Annotated in this window: 16 protein-coding genes; 13 read left to right on the plus strand and 3 right to left on the minus strand. The window is 64.8% G+C overall.

What is annotated here, in order from left to right:
• Positions 1-14: 14 nt before the first annotated feature.
• Positions 15-971: a LysR family transcriptional regulator gene (locus tag AB4Y34_RS09360; RefSeq protein ID WP_368715851.1), complete on the minus strand. Its 957-nt coding sequence runs from the start codon at positions 969-971 to the stop codon at positions 15-17.
• Positions 972-1,255: 284 nt separating this feature from the next.
• Between AB4Y34_RS09360 and AB4Y34_RS09365 the strand changes: the two genes are divergently transcribed.
• From AB4Y34_RS09365 to aroQ, 3 genes are read left to right on the plus strand one after another with little or no spacing between them, the layout of a single operon-like run.
• Positions 1,256-2,659 carry an MFS transporter gene (locus tag AB4Y34_RS09365; RefSeq protein ID WP_368715852.1) on the plus strand — a complete coding sequence of 468 codons (1,404 nt, stop codon included), beginning with the start codon at positions 1,256-1,258 and terminating at the stop codon, positions 2,657-2,659.
• 50 nt (positions 2,660-2,709) lie between these two features.
• Positions 2,710-3,780 (plus strand): Gfo/Idh/MocA family protein, encoded by a 1,071-nt coding sequence (locus AB4Y34_RS09370; protein ID WP_368715853.1) that lies wholly within the window; start codon positions 2,710-2,712, stop codon positions 3,778-3,780.
• 52 nt (positions 3,781-3,832) lie between these two features.
• Entirely contained in the window at positions 3,833-4,270 is a 438-nt protein-coding gene (aroQ, locus tag AB4Y34_RS09375; RefSeq protein ID WP_013091411.1) for a type II 3-dehydroquinate dehydratase, read from the plus strand.
• Here aroQ and AB4Y34_RS09380 read toward each other — a convergent pair.
• Positions 4,267-5,346, minus strand: a complete 1,080-nt coding sequence (locus tag AB4Y34_RS09380; RefSeq protein WP_368715854.1) for a hypothetical protein — start codon at positions 5,344-5,346, stop codon at positions 4,267-4,269. The genes aroQ and AB4Y34_RS09380 overlap by 4 nt on opposite strands.
• 117 nt (positions 5,347-5,463) lie before the next feature.
• On the opposite strand from AB4Y34_RS09380, the gene AB4Y34_RS09385 reads away from it, so the two are divergent.
• The 3 genes from AB4Y34_RS09385 to AB4Y34_RS09395 all read left to right on the plus strand — a co-directional run bounded on the left by AB4Y34_RS09385 (position 5,464) and on the right by AB4Y34_RS09395 (position 8,326).
• Entirely contained in the window at positions 5,464-6,369 is a 906-nt protein-coding gene (locus tag AB4Y34_RS09385) for a LysR substrate-binding domain-containing protein (protein WP_176380976.1), read from the plus strand.
• A gap of 99 nt (positions 6,370-6,468) precedes the next feature.
• Positions 6,469-7,143: an HAD-IA family hydrolase gene (locus AB4Y34_RS09390; protein ID WP_368715855.1), complete on the plus strand. Its 675-nt coding sequence runs from the start codon at positions 6,469-6,471 to the stop codon at positions 7,141-7,143.
• Positions 7,144-7,177: 34 nt separating this feature from the next.
• A complete protein-coding gene (locus tag AB4Y34_RS09395) occupies positions 7,178-8,326 on the plus strand; it encodes a DSD1 family PLP-dependent enzyme (protein ID WP_368715856.1) in 1,149 nt (382 codons plus the stop codon).
• Positions 8,327-8,335: 9 nt separating this feature from the next.
• On the opposite strand, the gene hpaR is transcribed toward AB4Y34_RS09395, so the two are convergent.
• Positions 8,336-8,743 (minus strand): homoprotocatechuate degradation operon regulator HpaR, encoded by a 408-nt coding sequence (hpaR, locus tag AB4Y34_RS09400; protein ID WP_176380979.1) that lies wholly within the window; start codon positions 8,741-8,743, stop codon positions 8,336-8,338.
• Positions 8,744-8,944: 201 nt separating this feature from the next.
• Here hpaR and AB4Y34_RS09405 point away from each other — a divergent pair, with 201 nt between their 5' ends.
• Genes AB4Y34_RS09405 through hpaI form a run of 7 tightly spaced genes read left to right on the plus strand, consistent with a single transcriptional unit; the run spans position 8,945 to position 14,907 of the window.
• On the plus strand, positions 8,945-9,718 hold the full coding sequence (locus AB4Y34_RS09405) for a fumarylacetoacetate hydrolase family protein (RefSeq protein ID WP_176380980.1): 774 nt from the start codon (positions 8,945-8,947) through the stop codon (positions 9,716-9,718).
• Complete coding sequence (locus AB4Y34_RS09410) at positions 9,715-10,473, plus strand: fumarylacetoacetate hydrolase family protein (protein ID WP_368715857.1); 759 nt, start codon at positions 9,715-9,717, stop codon at positions 10,471-10,473. The genes AB4Y34_RS09405 and AB4Y34_RS09410 overlap by 4 nt, the downstream gene beginning before the upstream one ends.
• A 40-nt stretch (positions 10,474-10,513) precedes the next feature.
• On the plus strand, positions 10,514-11,971 hold the full coding sequence (gene hpaE / locus AB4Y34_RS09415; RefSeq protein WP_368715858.1) for a 5-carboxymethyl-2-hydroxymuconate semialdehyde dehydrogenase: 1,458 nt from the start codon (positions 10,514-10,516) through the stop codon (positions 11,969-11,971).
• 30 nt (positions 11,972-12,001) lie between these two features.
• Positions 12,002-12,865 (plus strand): 3,4-dihydroxyphenylacetate 2,3-dioxygenase, encoded by an 864-nt coding sequence (gene hpaD / locus AB4Y34_RS09420; protein WP_368715859.1) that lies wholly within the window; start codon positions 12,002-12,004, stop codon positions 12,863-12,865.
• 19 nt (positions 12,866-12,884) lie between these two features.
• A complete protein-coding gene (locus AB4Y34_RS09425; RefSeq protein ID WP_176380983.1) occupies positions 12,885-13,283 on the plus strand; it encodes a 5-carboxymethyl-2-hydroxymuconate Delta-isomerase in 399 nt (132 codons plus the stop codon).
• Between the two features lie 6 nt (positions 13,284-13,289).
• Positions 13,290-14,093, plus strand: a complete 804-nt coding sequence (gene hpaH, locus AB4Y34_RS09430; protein ID WP_368715860.1) for a 2-oxo-hept-4-ene-1,7-dioate hydratase — start codon at positions 13,290-13,292, stop codon at positions 14,091-14,093.
• Between the two features lie 10 nt (positions 14,094-14,103).
• Positions 14,104-14,907, plus strand: coding sequence for a 4-hydroxy-2-oxoheptanedioate aldolase (gene hpaI / locus AB4Y34_RS09435; RefSeq protein ID WP_176107832.1), 804 nt, complete (start codon positions 14,104-14,106; stop codon positions 14,905-14,907).
• Positions 14,908-14,935: the final 28 nt, after the last annotated feature.

Here is a 14,935-nt window from a genome sequence, read left to right on the forward strand (position 1 = left end):
CACGCAGGCGCTGTTCAGAATCCGCCCACGCCGCGCGTCACCAGTGCATACGGTCCGCGTGTCAACTGCTCCCTGAGAAACTCGATGCACACCTGAATGCGCGCCGACGACGACAAGCGCTCGGCCGTCACCGCCCACACATCGGCGGCTTGCTGATAGTCGGGCAGCACGCGCACCAGTTCGCCCGCGCGCAGGCTCTCGGCCACGTCCCAGACCGACACCATCACGATCCCGTAGCCCTGCTTCGCCCACTGCACGACGATGTCGCTCAGGTTCGACGCGACGGTGCCCGTCACCTTCACGCTCTTTTCGCCGTGCGGCCCACTGAGACGCCAGACCCCGAAGCGGTCGTCGCGGCCGCGAAACAGCAGGCAATCGTGGCCGGTCAGATCGTTGAGTTCGACCGGCGCACCATGCTGCTCGAGATAAGCCGGTGACGCGCACAGAATGCGCGCGCTCTCCACCATCTTGTGCGCGATCAGATGCGGCTCCTGCACTTCGCCCACGCGCACGTCGATATCGAAGTTCTCGCCGACCACATCCGCGCGCCGATCCAGCAGTTCGAGCCAGACTTCGAGGTTCGGGTGACGCTCGCGCAGCATCGCGAGAATCGGCGACACGTGCTTGCGGCCGAGCCGCAAACTCGTGCTGATGCGCAACAGGCCGCTCAGCTCGGTGCGGCGATCGGCGAACGCGTCGGCCATGCCCTGCACGTCATCGAGAATTTTTTGCGCCCATTGCAGCGCGGCTTCGCCGTCGCTCGTTACGCTGACGCGGCGCGTGGTGCGCTGAAACAGCTTCACGCCCAGACCGGCTTCGAGCATTGCGATGCGCTTGCTCACATGCGACGGCGACAGCCCCATCTCGGTCGAGGCCGCGACAAAACTGCCGCGCCGCGCGATATGACAGAACAGCTGCAGATCGCGCAGGAAGGATTCATTCGTGGCTGTGAGCGCATTCTGATTTTGCATCTGGACGCATTGTGTCGGCGCATAACGCTATTACCCTAGCTCCAACGGATTGGTTGGGCAAGGGCCGGTCGTTTGAATGCCGGTCTCAATCCAATGCCCCGCGCACTGAGACATGGTTAACCCGCAGTGCGCTGCGGCGGCGTATGACATGCGTCGACCATGCCGCGTTGTGCTGCACCGCGGCAACGAGATCAGGAAAATCCTGGCTTGCGCGGTGCCCGTTTAAAAGCGCCAATGATTCAGCCGTAGAAGCTGACAAAAACATTTCCCATTCAGGAGACGACATGCAAACGAACGCATCGGCAAGTAGCGGGCATAGCTCGCAGGCGCGCAAGGCAACCGCCAGCGGCTGGATCGGCTCGGCACTCGAGTACTACGACTTCTTCATCTATGCGCAGGCCGCCGCGCTCATCTTTCCTCAACTGTTCTTCCCTTCCGGCAACCCCAAGATCGCGATCGTCGCATCGCTCGCAACCTACGGGGTCGGCTACGTCGCGCGGCCGATCGGCGCAATCGTGCTCGGGCACTGGGGCGATACACACGGCCGCAAGAACGTACTGCTGCTCTGCATGTTCCTGATGGGCCTATCGACGATGGCGGTCGGTTTGCTGCCGACATATCACCAGATCGGCTTTCTTGCTCCGGTGCTGCTCGTCGTGCTGCGGCTGATCCAGGGCTTCGCGGTCGCTGGTGAAATCTCGGGCGCCAGCTCGATGATCCTCGAGCACGCGCCATTCGGACGACGCGGCTATTACGCGAGCTTCACGCTGCAAGGCGTGCAGGCCGGGCAGATTCTCGCCGCCGCGGTATTCCTGCCGCTCGCGTATTACATGGACGACGCCTCGTTCAACTCGTGGGGCTGGCGCGTTCCGTTCCTGCTCAGCGCGATCGTGCTGATCGCCGGCTACATCATCCGCCGCGAAGTCCACGAAACGCCCGCGTTCGAGAAGGAAGGCGCGAGCGGCGGCGTGCCGCGCTCGCCGATCGTCGAAGCGTTCAAGTACAACTGGCGCGACATGCTGCGCGTCGTGCTGTGCTCGCTGATGAACGTGATCCCGGTCGTCGCGACGATTTTCGGCGCGGCCTACGCGGTGCAGCCGTCGTACGGGATCGGCTTTTCGAAGAGCCTGTATCTGTGGATTCCGGTGATCGGCAACATCGTCGCGGTGCTGGTGATTCCGTACGTGGGCAATCTGTCCGACCGGATCGGGCGGCGTCTGCCGATCATCGTCGGCTCGCTCGGCGCCGGGCTGCTTTCCTTCGCGTATCTGTACGCGATCAGCATTCACAACGTGCCGCTCGCGATGGTGATGTCGATCCTGATGTGGGGCGTCATCTATCAAGGCTACAACGCGATCTTCCCGAGCTTCTACCCGGAACTGTTCCCGACGCGTTCGCGCGTCTCCGCGATGGCGATCGGCCAGAACATCGGCACGACGATCACCGCGCTGCTGCCGGCTCTGTTCGCGTACGTCGCGCCGCCGGGATCGCACAACGTGCCGCTGACGATCGGCGCGATCACGTTCGGCATTACGATCGTCTGCGCGATCGCCGCATGGAGCGCGCGCGAGAACTTCCGTGTGCGGCTCAGCGACCTCGGCGAAAAGAACGTCGTGCCGATGGACAAGCTCAGCTACGAAACGATGCGCGCGCAAAGCATGGCCGCGGGAAAAAAGGCCGTTGCTTGAGCCCGCTTGCCGGTTAGCGCGTCTAATCAGTACTTTCAGGGAACCCGCTCATGACCAGCACCCGGATCGCCGTCGCCGGCGCGGGCTACATCGGCCGCGCTCATATGGCGGTCGCGCAGCAAAGCGACGCGTGCACGCTGTCGGCGATCGTCGATCCGTCGCCCGCGGCCGCCGCGCTCGCGGCCGAGGCGGGCGTGCCGCTGTTCCGCACGCTCGACGAGCTGCTCGAACGCGATCGCCCCGACGGCGTGATTCTCGCAACGCCGAACCAGCTGCACGTCGAACACGCGTCGCGTTGCCTCGCGGCGCGCGTGCCGACGCTGCTCGAAAAGCCGATCGCGCCGAGCGTCGACGAAGCGGAAACGCTAGCCGCCGACGCCGAGCGCAGCGGCGTGCCGCTGCTGATCGGCCACCATCGCGCGCACAGTCCGATCATGGCGCGCGCGCGGCAGCTGATCGACGAGGGACGGCTCGGCAAGCTCGTCGCGGTGATGGGCAGCGCGGTGTTCTTCAAACCCGACGAGTACTTCGCCGACGCCGACTGGCGGCGCCAGCCCGGCGGCGGTCCGATTCTGCTGAACATGATTCACGAGGTGCACAACCTGCGCATGCTCTGCGGCGACATCGTCGCCGTGCAGGCCTTCTCGTCGCATGCCACGCGCGGCTTTCCGGTCGAGGATACGGTCGCGATCAACCTGCGCTTCGCGAACGGCGCGCTCGGCAGCTTCATGCTGTCCGATACCGCCGCGAGCGCGCGCAGCTGGGAGCAAACGTCGCAAGAGAACAAGGCCTATCCGTCGTATCCGGACGAAGACTGCTACGTGATCGCGGGCACCTTTGGCTCCCTCGCGGTACCGACGATGCGTCTGAAGACCTACGCCAAAGCCGCGGACCGCTCGTGGTGGAAGCCGTTCGACATCAGCGTCGCCGACATGACGCGCGACGATCCGCTAAAGCTGCAGCTCGAGCATTTCGTGCGGGTGATGCACGGCAAGGAGCCGCCGCTCGTCAGCGCGCAGGACGGTTTGCAGAATCTGCGTATCACCGAGGCGATCGTCGAAGCGGCGAGGACCGGCGCGGTCGTCGATACGACCCGCGCTGTCGCGGCGGCGGTCCACTAAAACGAGCTGAAGTCGCGTCGATATTATTCAGTTGTTCACTCAGGATGGCTCTATGAAAACATTCGTGATGCTGCACGGCATCAACCACAACATGTTCGGCAAGCGCGATCCCGCGCAATACGGCACCATCACGCTCGAAGAAATCGACGCACGGCTGCGCGCGCTCGGCGACGAGCTCGGCGTGCGAGTCGACAGCTTTCAGACCAATAGCGAAGCGGCGATGTGCGAGCGCATTCACCAGGCGTTCACCGACAACGCCGACGGCGTGCTGATCAATGCCGGCGCATGGACGCACTACAGCTATGGCATTCGCGATGCACTCGCGATCCTGACCGTTCCGGTGGTCGAGATCCACATGTCGAACATTCACGCGCGCGAGGCGTTCCGGCATCAGTCGGTGTTCGCGGAGATCGTCAAAGGGCAGATTTGCGGCTTCGGCGTGGACAGCTATCTGCTCGGACTGCGCGCGGCGGTGTCGGCGGCGGGCTAGCGCCACGTTTCGGTCAGCTCGTTGGCCAGCACCATTTTGTGGCGGACCACCTCGACGAAGGCCGGGTCGATACCCGGCTGCGTCTTCAGAAATTTCAGCGCGGCGGAGTGCACGGCGCGCAACGCGCCGCCGTCGATGCCCGTCATGCGCGCCGCGCTGCGCCGCGTTTCAACGACCAGATCGCGCGCGCTCGTGAAGTCGGGTGCCAAGCCGCATTGCGCGCCGAACGCGGCGCTCAGACCGGTCGCGTAGTCGCGCGACTCGCCGAGCCGCTCCATATCGATCAGCAGATCGACGCCCTCACCCATGCGCAGCGCGCAGAGAATCCACAACGCAATGAACGCGCGATACGCGCTGTCGCTGTCCACCGTGCGCGCGAACTGCTCGCACGCGAGCGCATACGCGTCATCGGGCATCGGCGGCAGTGGCGGCAGGCGCACGCCGCACGCGCCGATCGCCTCGCTCACCAGCGGATCGATCTGATTCAGACCGAGCACGCGAAACGGCGCGGCGACAAAAAACGCATTGCTCCATTGCTGCCGCAGCAGCCAACCCGACGCGAACTGAGACGCGGGATTGCGCAGCACACCCACGTGCAGCGCCTCGGCAAACGCGCGCTTCAGCCACGGCAGACGACCGCCCGTGCGGCAAAACTTGAACACGGGCACGCGGCCCTGCTCGATCGTGTGTGCGCCCAGCACGCGCAAATAGGCCTGCAGTGACGGGAATGTCGCATCGGGCTCGCGCGTAAAGCGATCGATGCTGAAGCGCCGGTCGTAACCCGCGACGCCGCGCGCGTCTTCGCGCAAAAACGGCCGGTATTCGTCGAAGTATGGCGCGGCGAGCGGCGGGTGCCCCGAGGTCAAGGTCGGCCGCGAGGCGGGCACGTCGGCGAGCTTGAGATCGGCGAGCACGTTGCTGAGCGGCTCGTAGAAACCGGCCGCGCCTTGGAGCTCGCGCAGCCGCGACCACACCCACGTGCCCGCGCTGCGCCAGCCGGTATGCAGAAAAACCGCCTGTTTCAGCGAAATATTGGGCGCTGCGTCGTTCGCGGACGACTCATGAGGCAACGACATGGGACTTCTCTTCCAATGATTGAATCGATAGACCGGAAGCGCCACTTTACCCTGTGATCGATCGGGACGCATTATGCTGCGAGATTCCACGCTCCGCCATTGCACCCACCTCCCCTGATGAACGATTCGGCCGATATCCGCTTCCTGCTCACACTGCGCGCGAGCGGCAGCCTGATCGCCGCCGCGCGGCGGCTCGCGCTGTCGCCGTCGGCGGTCACGCAGCGTCTGCAGCAACTCGAAAAGAAGCTCGGCGCGCAGCTCGTGAACCGCAGCGCGCGCCGCCTGCAATTCACCGACGAAGGCCTGCTGCTGTGCGAGCGCGGCGCCGAGCTGATCGCGCAGTTCGACGCGTTGTTCGACGATCTGCAAACTCGCCGCGGCGGCCTCGTCGGCACGCTGAAGATCAATGCGCCGCTCGGTTTCGGACGACGCCACCTGGCGCCGCTGATCGGCGAGTTCCAGCACCAGAACCCCGATATCGACGTCGCGCTGACGCTGTCCGACCGGCCGTTGACCGAAACGCTCGATCGCTTCGACATCGTCGTGCATATCGGCGAGCTGCCGCTGTCGAACCTGATCGGCTATACGATCGCGCCGAACGCGCGTTTCGTCTGCGCGGCGCCCGCGCTCGTCAAGCGAATCGGCCAAGCCGAATCGCCGGAAGCGTTGAGCCGGCTGCCCTGCATCGTGCTGCGCGAAAACAACGAGGACGTGTCGCTGTGGCAGTTCAGCAAGGGCCGCACGCGCCGCAGCGTGCGCGTGTCCGCGCATCTGAGCTGCAACGACGGTGACGTGATCCGCCAATGGGCCTGCGAGGGACGCGGCGTGATTCTGCGCTCCGAATGGGACGTCGCAGACGACCTTGCGAAGGGCAGACTCGTGCGTCTGCTGCCGGGCTGGAAAGCGCCGGATGCGAACGTGATCGCCCTCACGCATCAGCGCACGGGGCTGCCGGCGCGCACGCGCCATTTCATGCAGTATCTGCAAAGCCGCTTCAGGCCGCTGCCACCGTGGCGACGATGATTCAGTTGGTCTGAATCTAAGACTCATACCGTCTGAACGCTGACGACTTGTCGAAAACCTATAATCGACTCATCCTCAACAGCCGGCCCACATGCAATCATGACTGCTGCCGCCCACGCCACCGACACCCCCGCCTACCCCGACGCGGTCCTGTTCGACCTGCTCACCGCCCTGCTCGACTCGTGGACCTCGTGGAACCGCGCGGCACGCTCCGACGAAGCGGGCCGCGTATGGCGTGCCGCCTATCTGCGGCTGACGTACGGCTGCGGCCGCTACGTTCCCTACGAACAACTGGTGCGGGAGGCCGCCTCGCAAGTCGGTTTGTCCCAGGCGGCCGCGAACGCGCTCGAAACGGACTGGCTGAACCTGAAGCCGTGGCCTGGCGCGCTCGATGCATTGCGCGCGCTCGCGCCGCACTGCAAGCTCGCGGTCGTCACCAACTGCTCGACGCGGCTCGGCTTGCAGGCGGCCGCGCTGTTGCCTGTGCGGTGGGACGCGATCGTGACCGCCGAGGAAGCCGGCGTCTACAAGCCGGACCCGCTCCCGTACCGCCTCGCGCTCGACAAGCTCGGCGTCGAACCGCGGCGCGCCGCCTTCGTCGCCGGGTCGAGCTACGACATGTTCGGCACCGCGGCCGTGGGTCTGCGGACCTACTGGCACAACCAGGTCGGCCTGCCGCTCGTTGCGGGTGCGCAAGCGCCCGAGGTCGAAGCGGCATCGCTCGACGGGCTCGTGCCGTGGCTCGCAAGCTTTGGCCGCGATCGTCGTCATTGACCCTGGAACCTCACCTCGTTCCTCAGGTGCAAACATGAAACTCGAACAGATCGAAACCCCGGCCGCGTTGATCGACGTCGCGCGGATGCAGAAGAACATCGCGCGGATGCAAGGGCGGATGAATGCGCTCGGCGTCGCGTTCCGGCCGCATGTGAAGACCACCAAGTGCATCGACGTCGTGCGCGCGCAGATCGCCGCCGGCGCGCGCGGCATCACGGTATCGACGCTGAAGGAAGCGGAAGCGTTCTTCGCGGCCGGCGTCGACGACATCCTGTACGCCGTCAGCATGGTTCCGTCGAAGTTGCCGCGCGCGCTCGCGCTGCGTCGTCAGGGCTGCGATCTGAAGCTGGTGGTCGACAACCCGACCGCCGCCGCGGCGATTGCCGGATTCGGCGACCAGCACGGCGAAACGTTCGAGGTCTGGATCGAGGTCGATACGGACGGCCATCGCTCCGGAATCCAGCCTCAACAGCAGACGCTGCTCGACGTCGGGCGGATTCTGCACGAGAACGGTGTGAAAGTCGGCGGAGTGATGACCCACGCGGGTTCGAGCTATGAGTTGAATACGCCTGAAGCGCTCGCCGCGCTCGCGGAGCAGGAACGCGCCGGCTGCGTGCGCGCCGCCGAGCGGCTGCGCGAAGCGGGCATCGCGTGTCCGGCGGTCAGCGTCGGTTCGACGCCGACCGCGCTCGCCGCACGCAATCTCGAAGGCGTCACAGAGGTGCGGGCCGGCGTCTACGTGCTGTTCGATCTGGTCATGCACAACGTGGGCGTTTGCACGCTCGACGACATCGCGCTCAGCGTACTCACGACCGTGATCGGTCATCAGGAAGACAAAGGCTGGGCGATTCTCGACGCGGGCTGGATGGCGCTAAGCCGCGATCGCGGCACCTCGCGGCAGTCGCACGATTTCGGCTATGGGCAGCCGTGTTTGCTCAATGGCACGTTGCTGCCGGGCTATGTCGTGAGCGGCGCCAACCAGGAGCACGGGATTCTTGCGGCGGCTCAGGCCGATCCGCACGCCGATGCACAGAGCGACGACATCGCGCAGCGCTTTCCGATCGGTATGAAACTGCGCATCCTGCCGAACCACGCATGCGCGACCGGCGCACAGTTTCCCGAATATCACGCGGTCGCACCGGACGGCAGCAGCGTCGCGTGGCAGAGGTTTTACGGCTGGTAAGCCGCCGCGTCACCCATCCTCTTCCGACAACCCCGCCAGCAAATCGTCGACCGCGCGATACACGCGCTCGACGATCTCCGGTCCCACCTTGCGCTCGAGTTCGCGATAGTGCGCCTCGAGATCCTTCGAAATCACCCGCACCAGTTCGACGCTCGTATCGGTCAGCGACACGAGTACGCGTCGCTGATCCTCCGCGAAACGTTCCTTCGTCACGAGCTCCATGCTCTCCATGCGCGCGAGCACGCCGGCCATGCTCGGGCTCGAAATCGTGCAGATGTCGGAGATCTGGCGCGGCTCCATCGGGCCGTGCTCGTTGAGCGCGCGAATCACTCGCCATTGCTGTTCGGTGAGTCCGTGCGCGGTGATCAGCGGACGAAAACGCTCCATCATTTTTTCGCGAGCGCGTAATAACAGCATCGGCAGATTGCGGTGCAAAACCCGGGTGGACGCAGCGGACATGTTGGCAAGGAATCGGAAAGAAAAGCCGTCGAAGCTTACGGGAAAACCCGCGATCAACTGACAGCCTATTGACCGTCAATCATATCAAGCAGGATACTACTAACATCTTAGTGTTTTCGCCGAACTCTCGCCGAATTTTCGACACGAGGCCGCGCACTTATGTTTGCCCTTGCCGATCATCTATTGCATCCCGAAGGCGACGCGCTGCCTCGCGACGTGGACGCGCACACCGCGGCCGCGTTGCTCGCGCGGGGCGTCGCGTGTCGCGCGCCGGTCAGCGGCGCGGTGTATGGAGTCCTGCTTAACGATCGCGCCGCCTTGAACGCGCTGGGCGACGCAGTGCATGCGGCACCGTACAAGGCCCCGCCGAAAGCGCCGATTCTGTATCTGAAGCCGCGCAATACGCTGGCCGGGCATCGGGCGCGCGTGGTCGTGTCGGATGACGCGCTCGGCGTCGAGGTCGGCGCGTCGCTCGGCATCGTGATCGGCCGCACTGCGACGCGTGTCGGCGTCGAGTGCGCAGCGGACTATATCGCTGGCTACACGCTGGTCGGCGATCTGAGCGTGCCGCATACCAACGTGTATCGCCCGAACGTACGGCTGCGCGCACGCGACGGCTTCTGCGTGATCGGACCCGCGCTCGTCGCCGCGCGCCATGTCGCCGCGCCGGATCGGCTCGACATCGCCGTCTCGCTGAACGGTGGCGAACCGTTTATGGCGAGCACCGCATCGTCGGTGCGCAACGTCGCGCAATTACTCGCCGACGTCACCGACTTCATGACGCTGAACGCGGGCGACGTGCTCACGCTCGGCGTGCGGCACGGCTCGCCGGTCGCGCATGTCGGCGATACCGCCACGCTGTCGATCGGTACGCTGCCGCCCTTGACCGTCTCGTTCGTAGGCGCCGCTCAACACCACGGAGAACAATCATGATGCGCGGCCGCGTTGCCTATGCGGGAGCGATTCACGAAGCGTATCCGCACGCGCAGGGTGTCCGTCTCGCTGACGGCCGCGCGTGTCGCGAGGACGAAGTGGTCTGGCTCGCGCCGATCCAAGTCGGCACCATCTTCGCGCTCGGCCTGAACTACGCGGAGCACGCGAAGGAGTTGCAGTTCAGCAAGCAGGAAGAGCCGCTGGTATTTCTGAAGGGGCCGGGCACGGTACTCGGCCATCGCGGCGTTACGCGCCGCCCCGCCGACGTCACGTTCATGCACTACGAGTGCGAGCTCGCGGTCGTGATCGGGCGAACCGCGCAAAACGTCGCGCGTAAAGACGCGATGCAGCACGTGGCCGGCTACATGATCGCGAACGACTACGCGATTCGCGACTACCTCGAAAACTACTATCGCCCGAATCTGCGCGTGAAGAATCGCGACGGCGGCACGGTGCTCGGCCCCTGGTTCGTCGACGCCGCCGACATCGCCGACGTCACGCAGCTCGAGTTGCGCACGTTCGTCAACGGCACGCGTCAGCAGTGCGGCAATACGCGCGATCTCGTCACCGACATTCCCGCGCTAATCGAATACCTGAGCGGTTTCATGACGCTTGCGCCCGGCGACGTTATCCTCACCGGCACGCCCGAAGGCATCGTCAACGTCAACGCGGGCGATGAAGTCGTCTGCGAGATCGACGGCCTCGGCCGCCTGGTCAACACGATCGCATCGGACGCGGACTTCGGCCGCGCCTGATGGACAGCAAAAACCCAGCGAACAGCAAAAGGACAACGCAATGCCGATCGACCATCTGATCAACGGCGAGATGTGCACCTCGAGTGACTACTTCGAAACCGTCAATCCAGCCACGCAGGAAGTGCTCGCCGAAGTCGCGCGCGGCGGTGCGAAAGAAGTCGATGCGGCCGTGCAAGCGGCCAAAGGCGCGTTCCCCGCCTGGGCCGCGAAACCCGCTGCGGAACGCGCGAAGCTGATCCGCAGACTCGGCGAGCTGATCACGAAGCACGTACCGGAAATCTCGGAGACCGAAACGAAGGACACCGGTCAGACGATCTCGCAGACGCGCAAGCAACTGGTGCCGCGCGCGGCCGACAACTTCAGCTATTTCGCCGAGATGTGCACGCGCGTCGACGGCCACACGTACCCGACCGACTCGCATCTGAACTACACGCTGTTTCATCCGGTCGGGGTGTGCGCGCTGATCTCGCCGTGGAACGTGCCGTTCATGACGGCAACCTGGAAGGTCGCGCCCTGCCTCGCGTTCGGCAACACCGCCGTGCTGAAGATGAGCGAGCTGTCGCCGCTGACCGCGTCGATGCTCGGCAAGCTCGCGCTCGAAGCGGGCATTCCGGCGGGCGTGCTGAACCTCGTGCACGGCTACGGCAAGGAAGCGGGCGAACCGCTCGTCGCGCATCGCGACGTGCACGCGGTGTCGTTCACCGGGTCGACCGCGACCGGCAATCGCATCGTGCAAACCGCGGGCCTGAAGAAGTTCTCGATGGAGCTTGGCGGCAAGTCGCCGTTCGTGATTTTCGACGATGCCGACTTCGAACGCGCGCTCGATGCCGCGGTGTTCATGATCTTCTCGAACAACGGCGAGCGCTGCACCGCGGGCTCGCGCATTCTCGTGCAGCGCTCCATCTACGCGCACTTCGCGGAGCGCTTCATCGAGCGCGCCAAGCGTCTGACGGTCGGCGACCCGCTCGCGGACGGCACGATCGTCGGCCCGATGATCAGCCAAGGGCATCTCGCGAAAGTACGCAGCTATATCGAACTCGGCCCGAAGGAAGGCGCGACGCTCGCGTGCGGCGGCCTCGATACGCCCGAGTTGCCCGACGCCTTGCGTCACGGCAACTTCGTCACGCCGACCGTGTTCGTCGACGTCGACAACCGCATGCGCATCGCTCAGGAAGAGATCTTCGGACCGGTCGCATGCCTGATTCCGTTCGACGATGAAGCCGAGGCGATCCGTCTCGCCAACGATATTTCATATGGTCTGTCGAGCTATATCTGGACCGAGAACACGGGCCGCGCGTTGCGCGTGGCGGCAGCCGTCGAAGCGGGCGTGTGCTTCGTGAACAGCCAGAACGTGCGCGATCTGCGTCAGCCGTTCGGCGGCACGAAAGCGTCGGGCGTGGGTCGCGAAGGCGGCACGTGGAGCTATGAAGTATTCCTCGAACCGAAGAACGTCTGCGTGTCGCTCGGCTCGCATCATATTCCGCGCTGGGGCGTCTAACCGCGACCTCGAAAAAACTGGGAGACCGCGATGGGCAAACTCGCGCTGGCAGCAAAAGTCACACACGTGCCGTCGCTGTACTTATCCGAGCTGGACGGTCCACACAAGGGTTGCCGTCAGGCCGCGATCGACGGACACCACGAAATCGGCCGACGCTGTCGCGAACTCGGCGTCGATACGATCGTCGTGTTCGACGTGCACTGGCTCGTGAATAGCGAATACCACATCAATTGCGCGCCGAAATTCGAAGGCGTGTACACGAGCAACGAGCTGCCGCATTTCATCAGGAACATGCCGTACGCGTACCCGGGCAATGTCGGGCTCGGTGAGCTGATCGCGGAAGTCGCCAACGAAATGGGCGTGAAAAGCCGCGCGCACAGCGAGACCACGCTCGAACTCGAATACGGCACGCTGGTGCCGATGCGCTATATGAACGGCGATCAGCACTTCAAGACGGTGTCGGTTGCGGGCTGGTGCATGTGGCACGACCTCGCAACCAGCGCGCGCTTTGGCCTCGCGGTGCGCAAGGCCATCGAAGAACGCTACGACGGTACCGTGGCCATTCTCGCGAGCGGCTCGCTGTCGCATCACTTCGCGAACAACGGCACCGCCGATCAGTTCTTGCACAAAGTCTGGAGCCCGTTCCTCGAACAGATGGATCGCAGCGTGGTGCGCATGTGGGAAGCCGGCGACTGGAAGACCTTCTGCGACATGCTGCCGCTCTACAACGAGAAATGCTGGGGCGAAGGCGGCATGCACGATACCGCGATGCTGCTCGGTGCGCTCGGCTGGGATCGTTACGACGGCAAGGTCGAAGTCATCACGCCTTATTTCGGCAGTTCGGGCACCGGTCAGATGAACGCGATTTTCCCGGTCACACCGCTACCCGTCTGACTCTCGCGAGGAAATCGCCATGCCTCACTTGACACTCGAATACAGCGCCAACCTCGCGGATGCTCAACGGCTCAGCGAACTCTGCAAAGACCTCGCGCAGTGCCTCGACGCGCAGCGCGACAACGGCGAGCGCGTCTATCCGCTCGGCGGCATACGCGTGCGCGCGCTGCGCTGCGAACAGTACTGCATCGCCGATGGGCGTCCCGGCGCCGCGTTCCTGCACGCAAACCTGAAGATCGGCGCGGGTCGCTCGGAGGCCGTCAAGAAGGCGACCGGCGACGCGCTGTTCGCGCTGATCAAGCAGTGCTTCGCCGCTGAGTTCGAAAGGCAGGGGCTCGCGTTGTCGCTCGAAATCAACGAGTTCAGCGAAGCTGGCACCTGGAAGCACAACAATCTGCATGCGCGGCTCAAGGGCTGACACATCATGCTAGACGAACAAACCATCCGCGACCTCGCCGCACAACTCGATCACGCGGAAAAGACCCGCACGCAGCTGCGCCATTTTTCCGCGCAGTATCCGCAGATGACCGTACAGGACGGCTACGCGATTCAACGCGAGTGGGTCAAGCTGAAACTCGCCGAAGGCCATGTCATCAAGGGCAGGAAGATCGGCCTGACGTCGCGCGCGATGCAGCGCTCGTCGCAGATCGACGAACCCGACTACGCGCCGCTGCTCGACAGCATGTTCATCGACAGCGGCCAGGACATTCGCGCGGATCGTTTCATCGCGCCGCGCGTCGAAGTGGAAATCGCGTTCGTGCTGAACAAACCGTTGAAGGGGCCAGCCGTCACGCTGTTCGATGTGCTCGACGCGACCGCCTATGTAACGCCGGCCATCGAAATCATCGACGCCCGCATCGAGCAGTTCGATCGCGAAACGCGCGCGCCGCGCAAGGTGTACGACACGATCTCCGACTTCGCCGCGAACGCGGGCGTCGTGCTCGGCGGCAGGCCCGTGCGTCCGCTCGACGTCGACCTGCGCTGGGTCGGCGCGCTGCTGTACAAGAACGGCGCGGTCGAGGAAAGCGGGCTCGCGGCGGCGGTGCTCAACCATCCGGCCACCGGCGTCGCGTGGCTCGCCAACAAGATTGCTCCGTACGACGAATCATTGAACGCGGGCGACGTCATCCTGAGCGGCTCATTCACGAGCCCGATTCCGGCCCGCGCGGGCGACACGTTCCACGTCGACTATGGCCCGCTGGGCGGCATCGGTTTGAATTTCATCTGAGAGCAACGACATGTCCTTGCCGACCAACCCCTTCAAACGCGCACTCGCTGACGGCAGGCCGCAGTTCGGCTTGTGGGCCGCGCTCGCCGACGCCTATGTGACCGAACTGCTCGCCACCGCCGGTTTCGACTGGCTGCTGATCGACAACGAGCACGCGCCGAACGACGTACGCAGCACGCTGTCGCAGTTGCAGGCGGTCGCCGCGTATCCGTCGCATCCGGTCGTGCGGCCGGTGAAGAGCGACGCCGCGCTGATCAAGCAGTTGCTCGACATCGGCGCGCAAACGCTGCTGCTGCCGATGATCGACACGGCGGCGCAGGCGCTCGATGCGGTCGCGGCCACGCGCTATCCGCCGCTGGGCATTCGCGGCGTCGGCAGCGCGCTCGCGCGCGCGTCGCGCTGGAATCGTGTGCCCGACTATCTGAACACCGCCGCCGACGAACTGTGCGTGATCGTGCAGGCGGAAACCGTGCAGAGCCTCGACAGTCTCGCGGAGATCGCGCGTGTGGATGGCGTCGATGGCGTGTTTTTCGGGCCGTCGGATCTGAGCGCGTCGATGGGATTGCTCGGCAAACCGGGCGATGCGCGCGTGCGCGACGCGATTCGCCGCGGCATCGATACCGTGCGCGGCGCTGGCAAGGCCGCGGGCGTGCTCGCACCCGATCCCGCGCTGGCGGCCGAATATCTGGCAGCGGGCGCGAGCTTCGTCGCAGTCGGCACGGACACCGGCTTGCTGAGTCGCGCAGCCGCGGACCTCGCCGCGTCGTACAAAAACACGGCGGCGATGGCACCGCAGGTCAAAGGCGGGTATTAGCGCGAAACCGGACGCAAAAGCCGCGGGC

It is taken from the genome of Paraburkholderia sp. BR10954 (genome assembly GCF_040965775.1).
Lineage (GTDB): Bacteria > Pseudomonadota > Gammaproteobacteria > Burkholderiales > Burkholderiaceae > Paraburkholderia > Paraburkholderia youngii.

Coding starts and splice junctions, on each gene's coding strand:
- AB4Y34_RS09360 (WP_368715851.1), bottom strand. CDS start 971: ATGCAAAATCAGAATGCGCTCACAGCCACGAATGAATCCTTCCTGCGC.
- AB4Y34_RS09365 (WP_368715852.1), top strand. CDS start 1,256: ATGCAAACGAACGCATCGGCAAGTAGCGGGCATAGCTCGCAGGCGCGC.
- AB4Y34_RS09370 (WP_368715853.1), top strand. CDS start 2,710: ATGACCAGCACCCGGATCGCCGTCGCCGGCGCGGGCTACATCGGCCGC.
- aroQ (WP_013091411.1), top strand. CDS start 3,833: ATGAAAACATTCGTGATGCTGCACGGCATCAACCACAACATGTTCGGC.
- AB4Y34_RS09380 (WP_368715854.1), bottom strand. CDS start 5,346: ATGTCGTTGCCTCATGAGTCGTCCGCGAACGACGCAGCGCCCAATATT.
- AB4Y34_RS09385 (WP_176380976.1), top strand. CDS start 5,464: ATGAACGATTCGGCCGATATCCGCTTCCTGCTCACACTGCGCGCGAGC.
- AB4Y34_RS09390 (WP_368715855.1), top strand. CDS start 6,469: ATGACTGCTGCCGCCCACGCCACCGACACCCCCGCCTACCCCGACGCG.
- AB4Y34_RS09395 (WP_368715856.1), top strand. CDS start 7,178: ATGAAACTCGAACAGATCGAAACCCCGGCCGCGTTGATCGACGTCGCG.
- hpaR (WP_176380979.1), bottom strand. CDS start 8,743: ATGCTGTTATTACGCGCTCGCGAAAAAATGATGGAGCGTTTTCGTCCG.
- AB4Y34_RS09405 (WP_176380980.1), top strand. CDS start 8,945: ATGTTTGCCCTTGCCGATCATCTATTGCATCCCGAAGGCGACGCGCTG.
- AB4Y34_RS09410 (WP_368715857.1), top strand. CDS start 9,715: ATGATGCGCGGCCGCGTTGCCTATGCGGGAGCGATTCACGAAGCGTAT.
- hpaE (WP_368715858.1), top strand. CDS start 10,514: ATGCCGATCGACCATCTGATCAACGGCGAGATGTGCACCTCGAGTGAC.
- hpaD (WP_368715859.1), top strand. CDS start 12,002: ATGGGCAAACTCGCGCTGGCAGCAAAAGTCACACACGTGCCGTCGCTG.
- AB4Y34_RS09425 (WP_176380983.1), top strand. CDS start 12,885: ATGCCTCACTTGACACTCGAATACAGCGCCAACCTCGCGGATGCTCAA.
- hpaH (WP_368715860.1), top strand. CDS start 13,290: ATGCTAGACGAACAAACCATCCGCGACCTCGCCGCACAACTCGATCAC.
- hpaI (WP_176107832.1), top strand. CDS start 14,104: ATGTCCTTGCCGACCAACCCCTTCAAACGCGCACTCGCTGACGGCAGG.